We start from the raw sequence: 22,892 nt of genomic DNA, 5'->3' as shown, positions 1-22,892 counted from the left end.
TTACTTGCAGCAGCTTTTTCAGCGTACACGCTTCTTAAAAATCTTAAATAAATCCGGCTTTTCCTCCGACATAAATTCGTACCCCGGCGCCAAAAGTGCAGCACGCTCGCGTGCTGCCTCCAGATCATGGAATACATCCCATTTGGAAGCCACCAGCTGCTTGCCGTACTGACGCAGCAAATACGCCGGATGATATGTAGCAATGCAGTCAAAGCCCTGCTCCGTGCGGAACCACATACCGCGGTCGCGCGTAATGCGCATATCGGGACGGCCCAGACAATGCAGCGCCACGCTGCCCAAGGCCACGATTACCTTCGGCTGAATAATCTCCAGCTCACGCTGCAGCCACTGCTTAGCGCAAAAATCTGCTTCGGCAATATCCGGTGTACGGTTATTCTTCGGTCTGCATTTGATCACGTTCGTGGTCAATACTCTGTCACGCGTCATCTTGGCTGCCCACAGAGCCTTGTCCAGTAATTGTCCGGACGGCCCGATTAAAGGACAGCCGTAATCATCCTCGACCTGGCCTGGTCCCTCCCCTACAAAAACAATCGGGCTTTCGGGATTACCATACCAGCCTACAGGCGCAATAGCATCCTGACGTAATGGGCAAGCTTGACAGTTTGCCAGCTCCCCTTCTAATTCACTTAAATCCATATCCTTATCCTCCACAATTTTTCTATGCTAATATCCCAAGTTAGCTTCATGCTGCGTTACAATAAACGGCAAATGCTCGCACAGGGCTTCGCGTGCCTGCCATAGGTTCTCACCCGCAGCCTGGATATTGCCGACAGCCGGCGATACCTTGCGGCCGAACCCGCCAAGCGTCAGCATGCGCCCATGTTTATCAACCAAAACCTGCTCCAGCGTCAGATACCAATAGCCATCCTTAGGTGCCTGACTGCCTTCTATTCCGCAGACGAGCATATATTCCGCACCGGCATCCCTGCTGAGCTTCAGCAAATCCTGCGTTGTGTAGGCATCCTTTGGCAGATTGCGTTCCATAATAATATAGCTTGGCAGCATTTTGCGATATTCGTCAAGCACAAAACGCTTGATATCCGTTACATAGGCCAGCTTTTTCAGACTGTCGGAAGTGTTTACCCAAACAGCTACCACCGGCTGCTGCGTAATTTTTCTATCCGTAACAGGCTCCAATCTTCCCATGCTTATCTGTCTGTCACGCTCTTTATAGTATTCGCTGATGCTGTAATCAAAATACATAGCCATAGCATGCTGCAGATTGCTGATTTTATTGGAAAGGCTGTACTTCACAGGCTCGCCGAACTGCTTATAGCCGCCGAAAAACGTCTGCAGACTTCCCGGCACAGGATCCGCTGTGTTACTGATACGCACAAGCTTAATCTTATTACCGTACTGCTCTGCAAATACGCTGTTGCCAACTGCCGGAGCGCCAAAGGTGATAACAACGAACTTTTCCTTAGGCATTCCCAGACTCACCAAACGCTCGCCCAACAGCGTCGCTGTCGCTCCGCCAAGACTGTGACCTGTAAGTACAAGATAAGCATCAGGATCCTCGCTTACACGCTTGAAAAGCCCTCTAAGCTTGCTGTTTTCGTCAACTACGCCACTGCGCAGCACCGCATCCACATACCTGTTAAAGCCTGCATGCACCGCCGCGCCATCCTTAGGCACAGGCTGCGCCGCCAGCTCGTGCATCTCCGCTAAGGTAGAACCGCCGTAATTAACCTTCTTGGTTGCAAGATTTATCTTCCAGTCACTCTTGCTGGCACTGCCGCGGAAGGTTACCAGGTATATTTGCTTATTAATTTGCGGAAAATAATTTTTGGCTACAGCATAATTCAGCTCTACCTTGCCGTCATTTCCCTGCTGGCTTTCAATCTGCCAGCCATAGCTGCGCAGATAATCAAATTCCTGGGAAGTATGCGGCAGATAAACACCCAGACAGGATGCTGCTGCGATTGTTGTAAAATAACTCTGCACGTAGGCAGAGCTTACCGGGTTAGGTGACGCCGCATACGTCATCGTACCCAAGCCGAAAAACAGACATATAATTGTAAGTAAACGCATAAGCTTAAGCATACTGCACCTCCTTGTAAGATACCATTGCTATTATTATAACACAAAAGTCCGAACCTCTTGAAGAGATTCGGACCTTTCTATATTTTAGACAAACTCAGACGTTTTATTGAATTTTTTCAAACTCGCCGTTGTAACGGGCATTTTCCTTATCATAGGCTGCAGGATCCGCATAGCGGTTAACCTTGCTGTTCAAAGTACAAGCCTCTTTGATGCAGTCATTAACAGCATTTTTGGTATTAATGCGCGGATCATCCTCGCTGGCAATAACATAACCTGCTACACGCAGCATGCTGCTGTCATATTCTTTGATACCATAATCATAGCTGAAAAGCTTACCGTCTACAACAGTGCTTTCCTTCAACGCAACCTTAACAGTGCTGTATTTGCCAACCAGCTTGTCACCGCTGCCAACACCGGCCAGGTCAAGCTTCACAACAATCGGCACCCAGTTGGGACGAGTAACCAATGATACATCGGCAGCAGTCAGTTCCTTATCCGGAGCAACCTGCTTAATCATCTGTACAGGGAAACGCTTGCCGTAATTTGCCATGAGGAAGGCTTCAAATTCCGTCTTACCTTTCTCAACATCATTTTCAAGATTCTGCGCTTCCAGAACAACCTCCGGAACCTGATACCACAGCACTACCTTTTTCGCCGGGGCAGCAGCGCAAACGGAACACATCAGCAGACAAAGAATACAAAGAAACAGTTTTTTCATAGAACTTTCCTCCTCGCTATATTCATTAACTATATTGTAGCAAGAAAACACCCCGCTGAAAAGAGTATTTGCTAATACATTTCCGACAAAAATGAAAAGAGAGCAAGGCTTTCCCTGCTCTCTCTGCAAATGACAAATTTTCTTCCAATGCTTACAGCATCAGCAAATCTACAGCCATCCAACCGGCAAATAAAAGCAAAACCGGGTATAAATCCTGCATAACGCTTACCTCCTACGCATATCACAGACTTCATTCATCTTCGTTATACATAGTATACCCGTTGAATATTAAATACAGATTAACCTTAAGGTAAAATGCAGGTAAAAAAGATTTGCGGTTCGACAGTTTATTTTTAACGTATATATTTTCTTTTCTCTGTACTTAAAAAACCGAAGTATTATTTCAGGATATAGTCTATACTTTTACGACTGCCAGTCGAATTTTAATTTTTCTACGCACTAAAAAACGCTGTTTATGCATAAACAGCGTTTTTGACAGCATATATTGTCATAAAAGTTATATTCTATTTATTAAATTCATTTAAGCTGTCAACTATTCTCCTGTTTAAATCATCATATACATTACGTTTGCAGATGTATTCTCCTTCCATAATCAACAAAAACGCCTTACGCAGATGCTGAATAATTTGGTAGGAAGTCAGCTTAGGCTCTATAGCCTGCAAATTTTCTTCCGTAACATCAGTTAAAATAGTATGTGCTATTTTATTCCGCTGATTTTTCTCTACCTCTCGAAGAATCTGTAGTTCTCCCATAAGTTCTGTTTTTACAGATTTTAAAGCCTCCAAAATAAGCAGCATGTTCGAAAAGGAAAGCTCCGTATCCCTAAAGCCTTGTCGAAAATAATAATTCAGATAAGAAAATACATCCGGCGCTTCTTTTCTCAGCTTCTCCACACTTATTTTCAAACTGCTATTATTATTTCGTTTGTTGTAACAAAAGCTTTCAGGTTTAAGCGCAACATGATTTTCGAAATAATAAAGCAGTAATTCATACAAAAACGGTGTCAGTTTAGGGATGAATTCTGCCAATTCACCCTTTCTCTGGTGTAATTCCATAACCATCAAAAATTCATTCAATTTTTTTACGGAATTATTTTTATAAATATTTTCCTTACCCATTCCATTAAATGCTTCATTTATCAGCAACTTGGAACGTAAATCCGCATGCTTCAGCAATTTACCGGTTTCTTCAACAAACATTGCTTTATTTTTGTTATACATGGCCAAAGCTGCTCTATATTCATAATTGTTAATCAAACTAATCAACTGATGCCGTATACTATAACGCCGCAAAAGTGAAAGAGGTGCTTCATGGCAACGGCACGTATAATCAGAAACATTATCAAAATTATTTTCTATTACAACATTAATATCTTCGTTATCCTGCGTCGCATGCGCTGTTCTATTAGATGCCCTTTGCGGTGAATCTACCTGAATAGCACGAACGTTTTCAAAATCTGTGGCTAAAAAGCTCATCACCGTTTTCATTTGCGGTGTACCTGAGCTTAAATTCAGCAAAATCTCTTCTTCTGGAAACTTCTTGCGCAATTCAAGAAAGCCTTCTGCCAAAGGCACCAGTTCTTCCATAAGCTGTACATTCACTATATCAGTATAAATAAAATCAAATTTGCACTCAGGCACATTATACTCAATCGCTTTAGAGTATATGTGCCTGTTTTTTTCTTTTGCAGACATTTCCGCGCTTAAGAATATCAGCACGTATTTAGGCCTATATGTTCTGATTATGTGCAGCATAGCACCATCATAGCAATCTCTGATAGGATCCGTATCACCGGCAGGTGTATATAAAATGCTCATTCGCTCATCTCCCATTTACAAAATAACGCAGTCGGTTTCCTTACGCTCGCCAATTCCCCAAGTATATACATCTATAATATCATCCAATACATATACCCGCAAGGAATCGACTGCTTCATCAATCAAAATACTGCTTTCTCGTAGCATTTTTTCATATTGCCGACGATTAAGTAATGCTTCAAAAGCAGATTTTTGTACACGGACACCATAAGCCTCTAGACATTTTACCATCTTATTACGGCGTTTGTTATCGACAATATCATAAATCATTAAAACTATAAATTTTCGCTCCATTATCTCAACTCCAAAGGTTCATAAAGAGTGATATCGCTATGCATGATTACACTAGCATATTTACGACATTGTTGCCTAATACTTTCACGATAAGTATATTTATCTTCAAAATATTGGTTGTCTGAACGCAACTTTTTATTATATGTCTGCAAATATATTTTACGAGCTTCGGGGTTAAAAAAACAGCCCGTTTCATTTGTTTCAAACATATCTTTCGTCAACATATTTCTCTTTACCATTGCTAAAACCATAGAATCAATCAATGGCGCACGCCATTCTTCAATTAAATCCGAAACTAACGCAGGATGTCCTTTAGCAATTCTGTGCATAAAACCAACGTAAGGATGCAACCCCAAAGCCAACACATTGCTCATAATCTCATTGAACAACATACTGTAACCTAAACTCAACATAGAATTAAATGGATCTCGTGGTGGCATTTTAGTACGTTTTTCAAATTTAAATTCATCTGGGACTATAGCGCCTAAGGCACAAAAATAAATACGACTTATAATTCCTTCAAAGCCCATTAAAGAATGTAAATCATCTGCCTGACAAATATTTTTTCTTATTGCTAAAATATTGCGAATGCTTGTGTCTACATTATCAAGTTTTAAATTGCGATTATATCGACGTAAAATTGTCAGCTGATTATGTACCTTAGCATAAATAATCTTTTTGGCAAGCTCAAAATATAACTTTTCTTCCTGCAAAAGCTCAAATTGTTTTTGATGCTTAATTATATCAATAGAACCATTGCTTAAAAGCGAGCCAAAAAAACGACCTCTTCCAGAAAGCCATGATAGAGGTATATTTCTCTCTAAAAACTCTGTAATTAATCCTGAAGAGATTTGTACACTATCTACCAAGGTAACATCTTCTATTCTTTCCAATGGCACCTCTAAAAGAATCTCATTGTTACGCCCGACTAAAACATGGCCGCCGCGTTTTCGTAAATACGCTCCGCTTTCCGTAATATACAAAGAAGTCATTTTTTATCCCTCCTAGAAAATATTTTCTTATTTCAAAATTCCGTCCCCTAATTTGGGGTTATCTCTAAAATTTTGAACGTGGTTATCTGGGATGAAAAATATACCAAATAGTTTCCGTCCCCTAAATTGGGGTTATCTCTAAAATACTGTACAAGATTTAGGTATTTCTGTTCCCTAGGTTGAATTTCCGTCCCCTAATTTGGGGTTATCTCTAAAAATTTTTTGCGTGTGGTGAATATGGTGATAATACTTGTTTTACGTCCCCTAAGTTAGGGCTATTTATGAAACTACAGCTCATTATTATTGAGGCTCCCCTTGTAGGGGAGCTGGCGCCTTTGGCGCCTGAGGGGTTTGCACCTTACTGCATATTTTCCATACGAAGCTCTAAATACTGACACACTCCTAAAAAATTCCTGTCAACTTCATTATTTGCTATTCTTATTACCTCTATCCCATTGTTATTTAACATTTTTGTTCTTTCTTCGTCATACGCTTTCTGCCTTTCTTCATAATGCTGTCCGCCATCTATCTCTATCACTAAATGAAGTTTATCACAATAAAAGTCAACTATATAATTCCCTATTCTTCTTTGTCTATACCACTTATATTTATGGTTTCTAAGAAAATCATACCATATTTTTCGTTCTTGTCTGGTCATATTTTTTCGTAAGTATCTAGCATTTTCTTTATTTTGACCATTATATAAAATTTTAGTGCTCATATTGCTCCTTTTGCAAAGTTAATTTTTCCAACATATCATCACTAAACATCTTGATGATGCCTAAATGTTCTTCTTCCTTTACGTCTTACAGAACCCCTCCGTCTGCTTTCGCAGACACCTCCCCTGGAAGGGGAGGCTTGTTACGACCCCTTATTTGGGGTTATTTCTGAAATCTAAAGTGGCAAAAGAAATGGGCGTAGAGTATGAGTTTCCGTCCCCTAAATTGGGGTTATCTCTGAAAAATGAGCGGTAAGTGGGAGAAACAATGCGAGCAGATTAGCATTTCCGTCCCCTAATTTGGGGTTATCTCTGAAATTATCCAATTCAGAAAAATGATGCACAAGGTTTTGGGTTTCCGTCCCCTAATTCGGGGTTATTTCAAAAGTTATGCAGAACATGTATATCGTTTACGGTAATCCATTTCCGTCCCCTAAATTGGGGTTATCTCTAAAATCGCGTGCGTAAGAGTACCAGAACGCCAGCTTAAGTTTCCGTCCCCTAATTTGGGGTTATCTCTGAAATTCTACGCAATATCCCGAAGATGAACCTATGGAAGAGTTTCCGTCCCCTAATTTGGGGTTATCTCTGAAATGTAAATACGTTATTGTAACGTTCGAAGATCCTATATTTCCGTCCCCTAATTTGGGGTTATCTCTGAAATTATTACAGAAGGGAAGTGAAAGCATGAAGTATTTTTATAATTTCCGTCCCCTAATTTGGGGTTATCTCTGAAATCTCTCTTAGTGTTGAAGTAATGGAGCAAATTCTGCTTAATTTCCGTCCCCTAATTTGGGGTTATCTCTGAAATTTGAACGTCATTGCATATTAGACGGAAGTCTGAACATTTCCGTCCCCTAATTTGGGGTTATCTCTGAAATCATCTAAGCCGCTTTTCTGTATTGATGAGTTTGAAAATTTCCGTCCCCTAATTTGGGGTTATCTCTGAAATTATTAGCTACTGCGAAGGCAAGGCATGGGAATTAAATTTCCGTCCCCTAATTTGGGGTTATCTCTGAAATGTTTATAGTTTACTTGAATAATAACACTACATTGTTTCCGTCCCCTAATTTGGGGTTATCTCTGAAATTATGCAAGATAATTGCACAAAAGCAGAAGCAGAACGTCAGTTTCCGTCCCCTAATTTGGGGTTATCTCTGAAATTGTAATTGGAATTATGATTGCAGTTGCGAGGATTAGTTTCCGTCCCCTAATTTGGGGTTATCTCTGAAATTTAAATTTGAAATGGAGGTTTATAATCATGAATAAAAAGTTTCCGTCCCCTAATTTGGGGTTATCTCTGAAATATAGCGAGTATTTCAAGTAATACAGTGTTTAAGTATAAGTTTCCGTCCCCTAATTTGTGGTTATCTCTGAAATTTTCGACTATGAAGCATTTGCGGATTCATTAGAGGGTTTCCGTCCCCTAATTTGGGGTTATCTCTGAAATGGGCGGTGTCCTCTACGTCTACTAACACCTAGCTGGGGGTTTCCGTCCCCTAATTTGGGGTTATCTCTGAAATAGACCTTCAATTTTTTCAATGGTTTTTGTAATGTTTACGTTTCCGTCCCCTAATTTGGGGTTATCTCTGAAATTTAATTAAGGAATATAATTGTTGAGTAGTCGTTACGTTTCCGTCCCCTAATTTGGGGTTATCTCTGAAATAGAGAATTTGAGAGTGAAAAACAGTTCATCTACGTTTCCGTCCCCTAATTTGGGGTTATCTCTGAAATGCCTAGGCATCCGCCGTATGCCCTTAGTAGCTTGAACGTTTCCGTCCCCTAATTTGGGGTTATCTCTGAAATTACAACAAAGGGAGGTAATGAAAATGAAAACTTGTTTCCGTCCCCTAATTTGGGGTTATCTCTGAAATACATACATTTTAGTTACCTCCTTTGTTTGTAGCTCGTTTCCGTCCCCTAATTTGGGGTTATCTCTGAAATGCTGAAGCTGACTATAATCCCTTTAAAGATGTAGGCGTTTCCGTCCCCTAATTTGGGGTTATCTCTGAAATCCTGTCCCTGCAAGTCCGTCTGTCATAAGGTCTGCGCCCGCCATTTGCGGCGCAGGCCTTACCAACAGACCACTTGCCCTAAAAACAACCTGCCTCGCACCCTCCAAATCCACTCTGCAAGCGGTGCGGCGCAGTTTCACTCAAAATCTTTCATTCAATGATGTTTTAACTGCTCCCATTCCCAAGGCAGTCTTAATTCCAATACCGCTATAATTAGCATATTCACCCAACATAGCGATAATCCTGTTGCACATCACATTATTTTTCATACCTAACACATATAAGCCTCTAAATGCTGGTATGCGTGCGCCATCCACACTAAAGGAGCGTAAGCTAAGTTTATAATCAGCAACGTATGTTTCCTGCGCCAAGTCTTGTGCTAATCCAAGCGCATCCAGTCTTTCCTTATCAGCAAAGCTGTTCCAACGCTTTATAAGACTGCCAAGCAGAAATTGCGGTTGAGGGAAAATTACATATTGCCCTTCGCTCTTAAAACTGCAGGATGTCAAAAAGCTGCAGCTTAAATATTTTCCTGCTAACGGCTGTGCAAAGCATTTTTCTGCAATTTCAGCATAGCTGGTTTCCTTCAGATATTCCTTGCTCACAAGCTGTACTTCCAACTGTTTTTTCTTCAGATAAACAGTTGTCGGCAACGAAAATGCTGCTCCCAATAACTCATCATCTGCTTGCTTATTCAGCGCCGTCAAGCGCCAGTAAACACCGGCACGTTCCTTATCAAAATAAAGATACTGGCTATACGGGCGCAAGCTCTGTTGATGCAAAAGCTCTGCATATGTGCTGTCAATATGCTCCATCAGCACGCCGTGCAGCAATGAGCAGGCAGACTGCGTAAGCTTTGCGCCTGTCGGAACAGCTATCCTTATTTCCAATGAACGAATCATACTTTGCGCACCTCCGCAACTCCCATCAGCATCAGCTTACCGTTATAATTTGTACATTTAAGAGTACGTGGTGCAATAACTTTATCGCGCAGTAAATGCTTGTGATTTTTAAAGCTTTTGTCCAGTAATACCTTGATAGTATTTTTAGCAGTATCTTTATCCGGAGCCAACATAGCTAAAAGAGTTTTACTCAAAAAGCCTGTATTACCGCCAAGGAACATATTGCCGGCTGCTACACCTTGAAATGCTTCCTGATACTCTTTTTCAAACGCCTGTTGCAGCAAATCTGTCACCGCCGCAAAAAAGCTGTGCGTTGCCTTCAACAAATCGTCAACGGTGTTAATGCCAATGGTACTCATAACAGCCTTTTCAATCTTTACATCAAAGAACAGCTCTGCTTTTGGAAGCATGCATTCTCTGAAAATCGGAAGTTTTTTGGGAGAAGCCTTGCCGAACTTGTCAAATCCGCCATCAACTTTTTGCAAAATAGCTGTCTGCATATTCCGGCTTGCATAAGTATCACTAACCTGTAAACCACGCATTGCACTGCAAACCGCATTCTTGTTACTAATATTGCGCTCCTTATCATCTTTCAGGCGTAGTGTATGTAGCAGTTCACTTTCTAAACTTGCAGTTAGCTTGTCAATTTCTTTAGCAGCCTGATCTTTCTTCTTTTTTATTACCGAATAAGGCATTATTTGTAATTCTCGAGGCTTTCTTTCCTCTTCCAGCAGCGTTTTAATTATATCCACTTGCTGTTTAATATAACACCAATATTTGCTCTTGATATCCTGTCTTTTCTGCAAAAGACTATACAAAATCGCTGTTCTGAACACGCCTTTTATGCTGCTTCCCGGAACATATAGACTTCCATCAGGCTGCTGAATATGTCTGTTAATATCATTGAGTGTTTTCTTTTTTTCGTTATCCATCAGATTAACTGTTGCCTGTGCTTCTGAAGTTATAACAGTACGTACATCATCTATATCATATCCCTGCATCCGAAGCCATTCCAACAAGCTCTGTTTATCCCTAAAATTTGCAAGATAGCTTTCATATTTTTCCAACAGCATATGCTTATAAATAAACATATGCCATTGATGCAGATTCAAAAAATATACCTTCTGCCTACTGCTATCATACAAATAATCCTTAGCTCCCAACACTATACCGTCAGCAATATTTATAGGTGTAACTACCTTCAGGCACATTTTTGCTGTTTCAAATTGTTTGCTATTCATTTTTTAACCCCACAAACATTCCTATTCCATCACGGTAAACATCATGTGCTAAACCGTCCACAGTCTGCTGCAGCATTTGTCCGCGTAATCTTTCAGGAAAGCATGAGCCTTCCTGCAGCATGTAAATACTATTACGCTTAATATTATCTTTTGCCGCAGATGAGGCAATAAAACCACCACGCTTAATCAGCTTATAGCTTCCCTGCTTAACCACTGCCAATTCATCAGCCTTGGGACAAACAGGAGCAAGACACATTTGGTACTTACTTTTTTCGTTATACAGCATCAGTGCGATGGCAGTATCATCGTCATAGACACCACCATCATCAAACAGCTCCAATTCATCATCAGCCAGTTCGAATTTACCACAGCCACTGCTACGCTTGCCACCTATGCCACTATAGCCAAGACTAAGCAACAACTCCTTGATCAAAGTAAACTCTTCTTCATGTTCAACACCCAGTATGAAATACAAGCCGGAGTGCTCACTGAATACGTAACTGCCCACATAATATGGAAGCGGTTTTTCCTCACGCAACGCAACTCTTCCGGCAACAAGCGGCGCTGCAAACTCAGGCACAGCAAATTGTCTATCATTGCTACCGGACTCCAGCAAACTATTAATCTGCGAAGCACGTATATATGTTGATTTTTTCTGCTTTTTTAGCTTAGTAGCTAATTGTTTGATTTCCTCAAAGCTTTTTGCGGACTGTTGCTCGTCTTGCTCTAGCTTCAGCAACGGTTTGGGTAAGTAAAAATATAAATCATCATCAACAGTACGCCAATAGGGAAATAAGCTGGAAAAAACTATTTTCCCTTCTGCTGTTTTTTTCACCAACGTTTCTACTGCATCACTCCCTTTATTTACAGCTTCATTACACAAGGCTGCAAATAATGTATCCGCACTGCATTGAAGCGAAAACTTATCCAAACTGCCGCCATTGGCAGTGTCACCAAAATGTACCGGTGTCAAAAATTTTAAGGTAAAAATATAATACATCATCATGCATCAATCCTTAAACAAATCCTCATAGGCTGCTAAATCTATATCCAGCTTACCAATAGCCCGCAGCTTAATATCATGTAATCTTACCCTGCCATATCCGCGAGAACCATGTCCGCCAAGATAATCGTTAGCCAACAGTTCAAAACCTTCAGCCAAGGTTTCTAAATCTTCTTGTACATCCTGCAGATTTTCAACATTATAAACCAGCTTAAAGTCAAACTCCGCTCCTGCCGGTACACGTTCAATCTGACGTGGATTAGCTACACCACTGGCTCTGTTAATAGTATTTTCGAATTTAATCTCACCAATGTAAGTGTCTGTTTCTATCGCATTGAAATTGTTTTTAGTATCCTCCGTTACAAACAAGTCAAAAAACTGCAGACGAGCCGGCATAGCATAATTTTTGCCACTGGCACCAAACAAGCGTGCTACAATTTCATTATCATCAGCAACCTTATTTAAAACATAACCATCACAATTTATCTTTGCCAGCAAAGTTCTAATCTTGCCTTTTAAAGAGCTGCCAGGAATAATTGGCGCATGACTAAACGGATCACGGATAAAGGGGCTGTCTACTGCACCAATCGGAGCAAAGTCACTGCTTCCGCCAATATGCATACCTGTCAGTACCTGTAAAATACCTGACAGAACTATTTTTCCCTGCAATGGCTGTTGTTGTCTTTTCTGTTCTTCCATCATTAATCCCTGCCTCCTAAAAACTTATGATATGCAACGAGTGCTTCTACATATTTAGTGAATTTCACAAATCTAGCTAAGCTGTCGCCAATACTATCTATAATAACATCCAGCTTTGAAATTGTCATAAATTGTTTTACAGCAGCTGTTCTTCCGGCCTGATATAGCAAATTAACCTTTAAAAATTTAATTTCAGCAGTCAATTCTTTAGATAAAGATTCAGCACCTTTGTTTTTTTCCTTATAAAGGTCAACTTTATTGCGCACAACATTTACTGCTGTCAGAAACTTTCTGATTTGCGAGGTGGTAACATCAATTCTATCTCTGTTATTTTTATCTTTATATTTCAGCCCTTCAATAGCTTTTTCTGCCTCAGTTACAACATCAAAACTTTCAAAATCAAATTGTTGTCCTTTTTTCTGCATATTAGGTCTGCTATTCTGCGCATACCCGGCCCTGATAAGTTGTTCCCGCATATTATTAACCATCATGCATCCTCCTTCGTATCACGAATATAATAAATAATTAAGTCAAGAGCTGTACGTAACTGTTTTCTGGCATCAGCATCTTTAAACCATTTATACATCTGCTGACTGAATTCATTGTAGCACTGCTGTAACTGTACCGAGGCTTTTTCCGGTTGCATACGTCCAAGCGTATAGGCAAATCTTGCCAGATTCATGTTGTCATCCTTTTCTTCCAGTAAATTCAGCAGTCTATAAAGCATAGCTTTGCCAGCCTTCAATTTATTATTGTCAACAGTATCTATATTCAGGTGTTGTAAAAGAAATTGCAGCTTTTCCTTACAAACCTTATCGGTAAACGTTGTCCAGTCATAGATATGTTCACAGCATAAACCGCTTTCCGCATTTTTCTGTTCCGTTTCAAAGCCAAATAAAGCAATGCTGTTTTTCATTTTGTTGCTGCTCTTAGCTGCACTCTCCAACATACCGGTAATTTCAGCCATCTTGCTTATCGGATATCCATGACTGAACATTGCCAATCCTGCTGAAAAACTCAATTTGCCATTAGTAAACCTTGTAAAAGCTCGTCTGATATCTACAGCAAGCTCTATAAGCTCATCCCAGGCTCCCACAATGAACATATCATCACCGCCGGAATATACAACATGAACTTTTCTCTGCACCGGCTTTTGTAAGCCATATAAGCTGAATTGCTGCTGATTAATGTTGTCAAAGCCATTCAGCTCACCTCTGCAAAGCTTACCTACTGCCAATTTAAAGAACATACCTAAATCTCTGGATAAATCAGCATATCTTGACAATGTAGCATATTTTTCCGGTTCTTCTTTACCATAACGGATAAAGCCACCGATAAAAGCGGCACCTAAATTATCTACATCCGCACGTAAAACGCCTAAACGCTTAATACCATGCCCACCATCGCAACATTGTTCAGCTAAATCTTCAAACTCCATAACAGCACCTTTATCATTAGTACTGTAATAATCAGCTAACCATAAGCGAGTTCCGATATTTCTACCTGTCAAAGCTTTATTTTTACTGTAAATACGTACCAGGCTACTGCTGTTTTCTTCCAGCTCCTTTTCATCCATGACAGCTAAAAACAGCGGTTTATTGTAACCAAATAAATCCAGTTCTTCACCACCAGCTTTGCTTAAAACAGCAAAATGTCTATTAGATTTAAAAAGCTTTTCTCCCAACTGAAATAGCCCTTTGCAAGTCGGACAAATATCACCTGCATCACCATTCGCAATTAATTTTTTACTGGACATATGGCAAACAGCGCATTCTCTGCTGCCATCAAGATTTTTATTATAACTGCTATCACTATCAAAGAGCTTTGCCAAATTTTGAATATCATAGCGACATAGCTTATCTTGATTTAATTTTTTACTTACAGCAGCAAATACATTACGTTGCATGCCTGAATTCTGCAAGTCAGAAGCACTGCAGGGAGCAAATCCCATAGCCATATACAGCTTTGTACAAAATTTTTCCAATAACCATTCATTGCAGGCATTCTGTATTTTCTTCAAATTGTCTTTTGTAGCACTGGTATTAGCAGCTAAAAGATAGAAATGCCCACCGCCTGTATATAACAGATTAGCTCTGCTCAAGCCAAGCTGCTGTAAAATCTCATCAATATAATTCTCCATAAAAATTTCTAAATAGAAAGAGCGACCTCTTAGAGATTTTAAAGCACCCTTACTTGGTACGGTATAAATAAAATCTTGTATTCCAGAAAAATCTCCTGATACAAGTAAAAACGCATCCTGTTTTCTAAATTCACTATTACCGGATTGGTCATAGCAGTATTTTTTATAATCTTTAATCTTATTTGCTGAAAAATATTCATACATACAAGAGGCAAGCGCTGCTGTTACCTTAGAATGAATATATAGCGAAATATCACAAACTTCATTTTTATTCGTACTGGATGGTATGTAACTCATAACATCCTCCAAAATGCGCAAAAGTTCGCCATTACTCATATCAAGTACACCGGCACGTTGAAAATTACTTTCCAATACATTTACAAGCTCTTCATACTTGTCATCTGAAGCATAGCACATTTCCGTTGTCGGATAATTAAATTTATCCGAAGGATTCAGCCCACGTAAATAATATTTGCTAACCGGATTACTGGTTTGTTCTCCAAAAATATTAAACACACTTTGCAAGCAAGACTGTGCATCAAAGCCACGGTCAACACCCTCATCTTCACGCTCGCGTCTGTCGGCTGCAGCAGCAATATTATCAGCCTCATATACAATATAGCTAAAATCATCAGCTAAAGGTTTTGCCGTTTTCAAAGCTTTTGCATGGTGTAAACGCAAACAACGTAAAACCTGCTCTGCTTCCGGAGAATTATCCATATACTTTTTTAAAAAATTTGCTCCGGCATTAGAGTGATTCCCCAAACTATGGTCAGCACGCAAACACATCTTGCCTATGTCATGCAACAAGGCAGCCTTAATTAATACATCTATTTCCGCCACTCAAAATCCCCCTTTCGGAAAATCGACTTTATATAACAAACGTAAGAAAAAGCTATTTATATAATTCTACAATATTTTTTAAAATCCTTTTAGGAAATTTTGGTGCGCATTCTCTTCATAACGAAAATTTAATACTTTCAGGTGTTTCTTCTATATCTATTAATCTTAGCTCCGACATTTCTCAATCACTCTTCTAATTGGTTTTATCATCCTCACCAATATCTGCATACACTTCTCTTTATACAAAGTTCTGCATTTACAATAACTTTAGTTTTTAAAGTTATTCTTTTATACATTGTTGCATTTGCAGTTGACAAGAAGAATTTTCGCTTTGTAAAATAAATTTAAGAGGAGTATTTTTCTTTTTATTGCTTTGACGGAGGTGAAGCCATGTTACGAAAATTATCAGCCGTTTTTTTACTCATACTGATCTCACTTGGATTTATAGCAGGCAATGTCAACGCCGCTAATGCGCAAGCAAAGCAAGAGGTTGTTTTTGCCGACGCCGGCTGGGACAGTGTCAAATTCCACAATGCCGTTGCCGGTTTCATCGGCACTCACGCCTATAACATCACGCCTAAGATTATCAGTGGCTCTACTCCCATCATCCAGACGGCGCTGCTCCGCGGCGACGTAGATGTGCATATGGAGCTGTGGACCGATAACGTGCCTACCTTTGAAGCTGACATGAAAACCGGCAAACTGCTCAACCTGGGCATCAACTTTGATGATGATAAGCAGGGCCTTTATGTTCCCCGCTATCTTATTGAGGGTGACGCCAGCCGTGGCATTAAGGCACTCGCGCCGGATTTGAAAACCGTCAAAGACCTGGCACGCTACGCGCATCTTTTTAAGGATCCCGAGGATCCCTCAAAGGGACGTCTTTACGGCGCTATTCCAGGCTGGAGCATTGATAAGATACTGTATTTAAAATATGAAGCCTACGGCTTAAACCAAAATTACGTCTACTTCCGTTCCGGCAGCGAGCCGGCGCTGAACAGCGCCTTCCTCGCCGCCTACACTAAGGGCGAACCGATTGTAGGCTACAACTACGAGCCGACCTGGCTCACCGGCAAGCTGGACCTCGTTCTGCTGCAGGACGAGCCCTACAATGAAGTCGGCTTTCAGCGCGGCCTGACGGAAGCACGCTCCGTGCCCGTCTGCATCGTTGCCAACAAACAGCTGCAAAGCAAAGCACCGGAGTTTGTTGCCTTTCTGCAAAAGTATCACACCACCAGCGCACTTACCGCAGAAGCGTTAGCGCACATTGCAGATACCAAATGCACCTATTACGAGGCTGCCATCTGGTTCATGCAGCGCCACCCCGAGCTGCTCGCACAGTGGCTGCCTGAGGATAAGCTGCAAAGCATCAGCAAAGCACTCAAAGGCGATAATGCTGCTGCAGCCAACTGGCTTCTTAGCTTTCCTGAAGAAGTTCAGGTAGACTGGACTAAGCCCATCGACAATTTCGTCAACTACATCAACACCACCTATGCCAGCTTCTTCAATAAGGTGAAGGATATTCTTACCTGGTGTATTCTTTCTATCGAACGATTGCTGAACTTTATTCCCTGGTGGCTGACTATCATCGCTATTGCTGCCTTGGGCAAAGTGCTCACAGGCAAGCTGTCGCGCGGTATTATCTACGGGATAGGACTGTTCGCCATCGGTGCCTTCGGCTACTGGAGCATGATGAACGAAACACTGGCAGTAGTTATTTCCTCGGTTATCATCTCGCTGCTTTTAGGACTGCCCATCGGCATTCTTGTGTCCACCAGCAGGCTGGCAAACCGCCTGCTGCGTCCTTTGCTTGACGCAATGCAGACCATGCCGACCTTTGTTTATATGATTCCCGCAGTTATGCTGCTCGGTCCCGGTAAGGTGCCTGCAGTTCTTGCTACGGTAGTTTATGCCGTTGTGCCCGTCATCCGCTTAACCAGCCACGGTATTCAGCAGGTTGACCCCAACGTTGTCGAAGCCTCCGCTGCCTTCGGCGCTTCGCGTTGGCAAACACTGTTCAAGGTGCAGATTCCGCAGGCCATGCCCACGATTATGACAGGCATCAACCAAACTATGATGATGGCTGTAGCAATGGTTGTTACCTGTGCGATGATCGGTGCCAACGGCCTAGGCATGGAGGTGCTGATTGCCATTAACCGTACAGAATCCGGTCGCGGACTTATCGCCGGTATTTCTATCGTTATTATTGCAATTATCATCGACCGCCTGACGCAAAGCCTGGCAGATAAGAAAAAGGAGGGAAAATAAATGACTGTACCTGTATTGCAGGTAAAAAACCTGTACAAGCTGTTTATTCCTCTGGAGCATTCGCAAAACGAAAAAAAGGCTATGGCCATGCTGGAGCAAGGTGCTTCCCGCACCGAGGTGCAGGAAGCTACCGGTATTACCGCAGGTCTTATTGATATAAACTTTACAGTCAACAAGGGCGAGGTATTTGTCCTCATCGGTCTATCCGGCAGCGGTAAATCCACGCTTATCCGTTGCCTGAATATGTTAAATCAGCCAACCTCAGGCACAGTTTACCTTGAAGGTGATAATATTACCAACTTCAGCAATAAGCAGCTGCAAGAGCTGCGCCGCACTAAGGTAGCTATGGTTTTTCAGAATTTCGGGCTTATCAGCAACCGTAATGTTTTGGAGAATGCCTATTATGGTTTGGAAATACGCGGCGTACCACTGAAGGAACGTACCGAAAAGGCTATGCAGATGTTGGAAATGGTTGGCCTGCAGGGCTGGGAAAAAACGCGCATCAGTGCGCTTTCCGGCGGTATGAAGCAACGCGTAGGCATTGCCCGCGCACTTGCCAACGATCCCGATATCCTGCTGATGGACGAAGCCTTTTCCGCCCTCGACCCCTTGGTACGCAACGATTTACAGTTTGAGCTGCTGCGTATTCAGGAAAAGACCGGCAAAACCATTGTTTTTATCACCCACGATATCAACGAAGCCTTCCGTCTGGGAACACACGTCGGCATTTTGCGCGACGGACGCATGGTACAAATCGGTACGCCGGAGGAAATGATTACCAATCCCGCAGATGACTATGTGCGCAGCTTTATCAACAATTCCGATTCAAGTAAAATTTTTACTGTGCGCAACGTTATGAGCACTCAGACATGTATAGTGCGCAATATCGACGGTGCTGCCGTTGCTCTGCGCAATATGAAAAACAGCGGCGTGTCCAGTGCCTACGTAGTTGATGAGCATCTGCGTTTTATCGGTATTATTACATTGGATAGCGCTATGCAGGTGCTTTCCGGCTATACAACCTTTGAGAAAAGTATTCTGCGCAATGTGCCTGTGATAGATAATCTTGATACACCCGTAGCAGATATTATGCCGCTTTCGGCAAGCACACCCTTTCCTCTGCCCGTAATTGACGAGAACAAACTGTTTTGCGGTATTGTCACCAAAGCTTCCGTTATATCCTCCTTTGTCACCAACTGAACTCTCATCCTCCCGCAAACAGCAAAAAAGCTGATGCTCCGGCAGTTACCTGCCTTAGCATCAGCTTTTTACTTGCATTTATTATTCAACATGCACAACGTTAGTTGCCTGTTCGCCACGGTCACCCTGGATAACGTCAAATTCTACATTCCAGCCTTCTTCTAAGGTTTTAAAGCCTTCGCTTTTAATACCAGAGAAGTGAACGAACAAATCCTTGCCGCCTTCTCTTTGGATAAAACCATAGCCCTTTTCTGCATTAAACCATTTAACTTTGCCTGTCATCTGTAGGCCTCCCTAATTACTATTTGAGCCTCTAAAACTCACTTAGCTTATTATAGCCTATATGTACAGGAAAAGCAAATATTTGTCTGAATCTTTATAATTTTATTCTGCAATGCGAGCTTGCCATGTCTGCAGCAAAGCGAGCTTCTGCTCCCGGCGCAGCTTTTTTATGGCACATTCGCGCCGTAAAGCCGCTTCCTTATCCGGCAGCTCTTCGCTGTAGACCAGCTCCAAAGGACCGCGTCCACGCGTATATTTGGCGCCGCGTCCGCTGTTATGCATTGCCAGACGGTGCTCCAGATCATTGGTCCAGCCTGTATATAAGCTGCCGTCCTTGCAGCGCAGCATATATACAAACGCCGCCATTTATTTTACAACCTCTACCTTTTCCATGGTCACAGCTTCACGCGGACGGTCACGGAAATCAGTCGGTACTACGCCGATAAGACGTACAACATCCATGCCTTCAACAACTTTGCCGAAAATTGCATGGTGGCCGTTCAGCCAGGGAGTCGGTGCCAAAGTGATGAAGAATTGGCTGCCACCGGTGTTCGGGCCTGCATTAGCCATGGACAGAATGCCCTCGTCATCATGCTTCAGGCCTTCACCGAACTCGTCTTTAATCTTGTAGCCGGGGCCGCCCATACCGGTACCGGTCGGGTCGCCGCCCTGAATCATAAAGCCGTCGATTACACGGTGAAAAATAATACCGTCGTAAAAGCCTTTTTCTACCAGCTCGATAAAGTTTTTGGTAGTCAGCGGAGCTTTGTCCTCAAACATTTCGGCAACAAAAATACCTTTATTAGTCGTAAATTTAATTTTTCTGTTTTCACTCATTGATATTTACCTCCAGAATAGCTTTAAAATACTTCATGCTTCAGCAGCGCAACAAACAGATAGATACCGCAGCCTGCCGCAGCACCTACAGCCGGCATCAAAGACGGTACGATAGCGTTGCCATGCAAAAAGGTCAGACTGAACAGCATCATGCAGAAATAACCCTGCATGGTCTGCAGACGCTTCGGCAGCAGACGCTTACCGTTTTTATCACCCTTAGACTTCACGTAATCTGCCACACGGATTTCCGGCAGGAAAAGGATGAAGGCCAGTGCCATAATAATAATATTGCTCATGGACAGCTCATTGGCAACAGTATCATACTTTGCAAAAATCAGGCAAGCAAGAGAAATACCTGCCAGATACAAACTGCGGAAATAACCTGCCTGAATTTGGCTTTCCAAAATATAGGCAGCACCGGTCAGTAGCGGAAATACCCACAAGCCCTGCAGTCCGAGCCAGGCAGCACTGCCAATCATAATAACGTTATCAATCAGACGATGTCTGTCACCGGAGCTGCGGTTCAGCATACGCAGGATAAAGAGCAGCCACAGCATCACCAGGATATTGCCCTCGCCCATAAAATAAGTTGCTATCAGCGTCAGACCGCCGCCGATGAAACCGCCGAGCTGACGGTCAGGGTCAAGCTCCAAAGCCAGCATATAGCTGAAGAGGAAGGATAAAGCATAACCTAAAGCGCTTACAACAGCAGCGCCGGAATCCATACCGGTAGAGCATTTCCACAGCGTTACCACAACAGAAATAGCAACAGCACACATCATAGCAATACGCACCGGCTTTTTATCAAAGTCAATCGGGCGTCCCAGGCCAAGATACTCGCTTACACCTGTAGGATCGTAAGCGGCAGGCTGATCACCTGCATATTTATTACTTTTTTTCGACATATCATCACACCTTATCTGTAAGATTTTAACTATTTTATTATACCACAAGTGCAGTGTCTAGTCATTATGTAAAACATATAAAGGTTGGCAGAAAGTCAGAATATAGCAAAAAAGTTTCCCCGACGTAAATTAAATACGCGGGGAAAGCTTTCAACTCATTATGAAATTTTTATCAGAAGGTTTCTGCCAGCTCCGCCAGTGTCAAAGCAAAGGCTGTCGTTCTGGGAACTGCGGTGTTCAAATCTACAGATTCATGGTCGGTATGCTCATCATAGTTTTCTACGCCCAAAGCATCCAGTGTCGGTACGAACTTCGCTGTTCGGTTGCCGTCGGTGAGGCCGCCTGCTACCCATTCGTTCACCTCAGCGCCGTATTCCTCTTTGACGATGCGCTTATAAACATCAACCATCTTCTGTGCCTGCGCCGTTTTCTGCATCGGTCCGGTAACAATGCCGCCGGTAATCTTAATGCTGGTGCCGGGGATAACAACCTTATCTGCTAACGCCTTAACCTCAGCATCAATGCGCTGCTGTTCTTCAATCGTAAAGCAACGGATATTTACCTCGCAGAAGGCATCACCCGGAATAACGCTGATTTTGTCATTGGTAGAACCGATTACGCCGACATTGACGGTATTCTGCGGAATAAACTGACCTGCATCAACAATGCCGCGCGCCTTCAGCGCTGCTGCCGTATAATCCTCCGGATTCCCCGGCATGGGGCTGGCAAGCTTCTGCAGCTCGGTAATCGTGTATGCCAGCTGGTGAATAGCGTTGGCGCAGGATTGAGATGCGTTACCATGGTGTCCGCCCTTACCGGTAACCTCAACGCGATATTTGGCATTGCCCTTGCGCTGGGTAACAATGCCCCAGTTCGGACGGGCAACGTCCATAATAATCGCAAAGTCGGACTGCTGCGACAGCTCTGCCACAATATCCTCGGCAGTCTTGCTGCCACCTTCTTCTTCACCGTTGGTGTAATAAATAATTTCCTTGAAATTATCAAAGCCTGCAGCCTTCAAGGCTTCCAAGCCATAGATAACCTCTACTACGGTAGCCTTGTCATCGCCTACACCCGGTCCCCAGGCAAAATTATTCTCGTCAACACGGAACGGACGACGTGCAGCTTCACCTTTTTTAAATACTGTATCAACATGGGCAACAAGCAGAATCGTGTATTTGCCTGTTCCCTTTAAGCGGGAAATCAGGTGGCAGGCTCTGTCATTATATCTGAACTCCGTGGTAGCACCGATAGCTGTCATTTTTTCAGCGACAAACTTATTTGCTGCCTCTGTACCTTCTCTGTCACCATTACCGGAGTCAATATTCGTCAAGGCTTCCAAATCCTTCACATAGTCCTCATAATGCTCGGCAATATACTTTTTTACGGCTTCTCTCATTTTATTACCCCTTTCGTATTTGGAATCATATTTATATTTATTCGTTAGAGCGGGTAAAAAATCCTGCACAGGAGATTTTTTTAAGTTGATAAAGTGAAAAGCAACAGCCATTGCTGACTGCTGCTTTGCAAAGCTTTATATATTTTTTAGTGAGTGCCATCTACGATGGTAATGCCTGCTTCCTGCAGCTCATCGATAATCGCTTTAATCTTGGGGCAGAGATGCTTTTCACCGTTAGCATCCTTTTTGTGCGTGCAGTGGCTGATATGCAGCGCATCCAGCTCCAAAGCCTTCATACGCTCTATCTTCTTGCGGATACCTTCCTGGTTTTCCAGCATAGAATCGCCGCAGCCGTTACAGGTCCACATCGCCATCAGGCGCAGCTCTTCATCTCCATACTGGGCAAAGGCTTTATCCTTTTCATAAAAAGCACGCAGACAGCCTGCTCCCGCACAGGAAGCGGAGGTTTTCAGGCAGCGCAGAATTGCTATTTTCTTCATATTCCAGTTTCTCCCATCTGCTTCCCGTTTATGC

21 protein-coding genes and 1 CRISPR repeat array are annotated in these 22,892 nt (G+C 42.4%); of the genes, 2 read left to right on the top strand and 19 right to left on the bottom strand.

What is annotated here, in order from left to right:
• Window positions 1–18 precede the first annotated feature (18 nt).
• The 13 genes from Q7Q81_RS07915 to cas10 form a co-directional block, all read right to left on the bottom strand.
• Complete coding sequence (locus Q7Q81_RS07915) at window positions 19–657, bottom strand: uracil-DNA glycosylase (RefSeq protein ID WP_303707110.1); 639 nt, start codon at window positions 655–657, stop codon at window positions 19–21.
• 27 nt (window positions 658–684) lie between these two features.
• Complete coding sequence (locus Q7Q81_RS07910) at window positions 685–2,064, bottom strand: lipase family protein (RefSeq protein WP_304275133.1); 1,380 nt, start codon at window positions 2,062–2,064, stop codon at window positions 685–687.
• Between the two features lie 103 nt (window positions 2,065–2,167).
• Window positions 2,168–2,782, bottom strand: coding sequence for a hypothetical protein (locus Q7Q81_RS07905; RefSeq protein ID WP_304275132.1), 615 nt, complete (start codon window positions 2,780–2,782; stop codon window positions 2,168–2,170).
• A 524-nt stretch (window positions 2,783–3,306) separates the two neighbouring features.
• Window positions 3,307–4,620 (bottom strand): type III-A CRISPR-associated CARF protein Csm6, encoded by a 1,314-nt coding sequence (csm6, locus tag Q7Q81_RS07900; RefSeq protein ID WP_304275130.1) that lies wholly within the window; start codon window positions 4,618–4,620, stop codon window positions 3,307–3,309.
• 15 nt (window positions 4,621–4,635) lie between these two features.
• Window positions 4,636–4,914: a CRISPR-associated endonuclease Cas2 gene (gene cas2 / locus Q7Q81_RS07895; protein WP_021719279.1), complete on the bottom strand. Its 279-nt coding sequence runs from the start codon at window positions 4,912–4,914 to the stop codon at window positions 4,636–4,638.
• Window positions 4,914–5,906 (bottom strand): CRISPR-associated endonuclease Cas1, encoded by a 993-nt coding sequence (gene cas1, locus Q7Q81_RS07890; protein WP_304275126.1) that lies wholly within the window; start codon window positions 5,904–5,906, stop codon window positions 4,914–4,916. The genes cas2 and cas1 overlap by 1 nt, the downstream gene beginning before the upstream one ends.
• 358 nt (window positions 5,907–6,264) lie before the next feature.
• On the bottom strand, window positions 6,265–6,627 hold the full coding sequence (locus tag Q7Q81_RS07885) for an endonuclease domain-containing protein (RefSeq protein ID WP_304275124.1): 363 nt from the start codon (window positions 6,625–6,627) through the stop codon (window positions 6,265–6,267).
• Window positions 6,628–6,765: 138 nt separating this feature from the next.
• A CRISPR array of direct repeats spans window positions 6,766–8,639; the repeat unit is 35 nt; unit sequence GTTTCCGTCCCCTAATTTGGGGTTATCTCTGAAAT.
• A gap of 140 nt (window positions 8,640–8,779) precedes the next feature.
• Complete coding sequence (cas6, locus tag Q7Q81_RS07880) at window positions 8,780–9,541, bottom strand: CRISPR system precrRNA processing endoribonuclease RAMP protein Cas6 (protein WP_277248384.1); 762 nt, start codon at window positions 9,539–9,541, stop codon at window positions 8,780–8,782.
• The gene (gene csm5 / locus Q7Q81_RS07875; protein ID WP_304275119.1) at window positions 9,538–10,782 is read right to left on the bottom strand and encodes a type III-A CRISPR-associated RAMP protein Csm5; all 1,245 of its coding nucleotides are present in this window, start codon (window positions 10,780–10,782) and stop codon (window positions 9,538–9,540) included. The genes cas6 and csm5 overlap by 4 nt, the downstream gene beginning before the upstream one ends.
• The gene (csm4, locus tag Q7Q81_RS07870; RefSeq protein WP_304275117.1) at window positions 10,775–11,788 is read right to left on the bottom strand and encodes a type III-A CRISPR-associated RAMP protein Csm4; all 1,014 of its coding nucleotides are present in this window, start codon (window positions 11,786–11,788) and stop codon (window positions 10,775–10,777) included. The genes csm5 and csm4 overlap by 8 nt, the downstream gene beginning before the upstream one ends.
• A gap of 3 nt (window positions 11,789–11,791) precedes the next feature.
• Window positions 11,792–12,487, bottom strand: coding sequence for a type III-A CRISPR-associated RAMP protein Csm3 (gene csm3, locus Q7Q81_RS07865; protein ID WP_304275115.1), 696 nt, complete (start codon window positions 12,485–12,487; stop codon window positions 11,792–11,794).
• On the bottom strand, window positions 12,487–12,975 hold the full coding sequence (csm2, locus tag Q7Q81_RS07860) for a type III-A CRISPR-associated protein Csm2 (protein ID WP_304275113.1): 489 nt from the start codon (window positions 12,973–12,975) through the stop codon (window positions 12,487–12,489). The genes csm3 and csm2 overlap by 1 nt, the downstream gene beginning before the upstream one ends.
• Complete coding sequence (cas10, locus tag Q7Q81_RS07855) at window positions 12,972–15,467, bottom strand: type III-A CRISPR-associated protein Cas10/Csm1 (protein ID WP_304275110.1); 2,496 nt, start codon at window positions 15,465–15,467, stop codon at window positions 12,972–12,974. Before cas10 ends, csm2 begins: the two co-directional genes overlap by 4 nt.
• 390 nt (window positions 15,468–15,857) lie before the next feature.
• Between cas10 and Q7Q81_RS07850 the strand changes: the two genes are divergently transcribed.
• Window positions 15,858–17,735, top strand: coding sequence for a glycine betaine ABC transporter substrate-binding protein (locus Q7Q81_RS07850; RefSeq protein ID WP_304275107.1), 1,878 nt, complete (start codon window positions 15,858–15,860; stop codon window positions 17,733–17,735).
• On the top strand, window positions 17,736–18,935 hold the full coding sequence (locus tag Q7Q81_RS07845) for a quaternary amine ABC transporter ATP-binding protein (protein ID WP_304275104.1): 1,200 nt from the start codon (window positions 17,736–17,738) through the stop codon (window positions 18,933–18,935). It abuts the gene before it with no gap.
• Window positions 18,936–19,016: 81 nt separating this feature from the next.
• Here Q7Q81_RS07845 and Q7Q81_RS07840 read toward each other — a convergent pair whose 3' ends face one another.
• The 6 genes from Q7Q81_RS07840 to Q7Q81_RS07815 all read right to left on the bottom strand — a co-directional run.
• The gene (locus tag Q7Q81_RS07840) at window positions 19,017–19,217 is read right to left on the bottom strand and encodes a cold shock domain-containing protein (protein WP_009145305.1); all 201 of its coding nucleotides are present in this window, start codon (window positions 19,215–19,217) and stop codon (window positions 19,017–19,019) included.
• A 102-nt stretch (window positions 19,218–19,319) separates the two neighbouring features.
• Window positions 19,320–19,583: a GIY-YIG nuclease family protein gene (locus tag Q7Q81_RS07835; RefSeq protein ID WP_009145306.1), complete on the bottom strand. Its 264-nt coding sequence runs from the start codon at window positions 19,581–19,583 to the stop codon at window positions 19,320–19,322.
• A complete protein-coding gene (locus Q7Q81_RS07830; RefSeq protein ID WP_304275101.1) occupies window positions 19,584–20,054 on the bottom strand; it encodes a peptidylprolyl isomerase in 471 nt (156 codons plus the stop codon). It abuts the gene before it with no gap.
• 23 nt (window positions 20,055–20,077) lie between these two features.
• A complete protein-coding gene (locus Q7Q81_RS07825) occupies window positions 20,078–20,959 on the bottom strand; it encodes a hypothetical protein (RefSeq protein WP_298883129.1) in 882 nt (293 codons plus the stop codon).
• 172 nt (window positions 20,960–21,131) lie between these two features.
• Entirely contained in the window at window positions 21,132–22,358 is a 1,227-nt protein-coding gene (locus tag Q7Q81_RS07820) for a M20/M25/M40 family metallo-hydrolase (protein WP_293391438.1), read from the bottom strand.
• A 146-nt stretch (window positions 22,359–22,504) separates the two neighbouring features.
• On the bottom strand, window positions 22,505–22,892 hold a 388-nt coding region (locus tag Q7Q81_RS07815), incomplete at its 5' end, for a CGGC domain-containing protein (RefSeq protein WP_304275099.1).

Origin of the sequence: Phascolarctobacterium succinatutens, from assembly GCF_958453765.1 — a bacterium.
GTDB lineage: Bacteria > Bacillota > Negativicutes > Acidaminococcales > Acidaminococcaceae > Phascolarctobacterium_A > Phascolarctobacterium_A succinatutens_B.
Note: the sequence above shows the minus strand (reverse complement) of the source record. Positions and strands in the feature narration are given on the sequence as shown.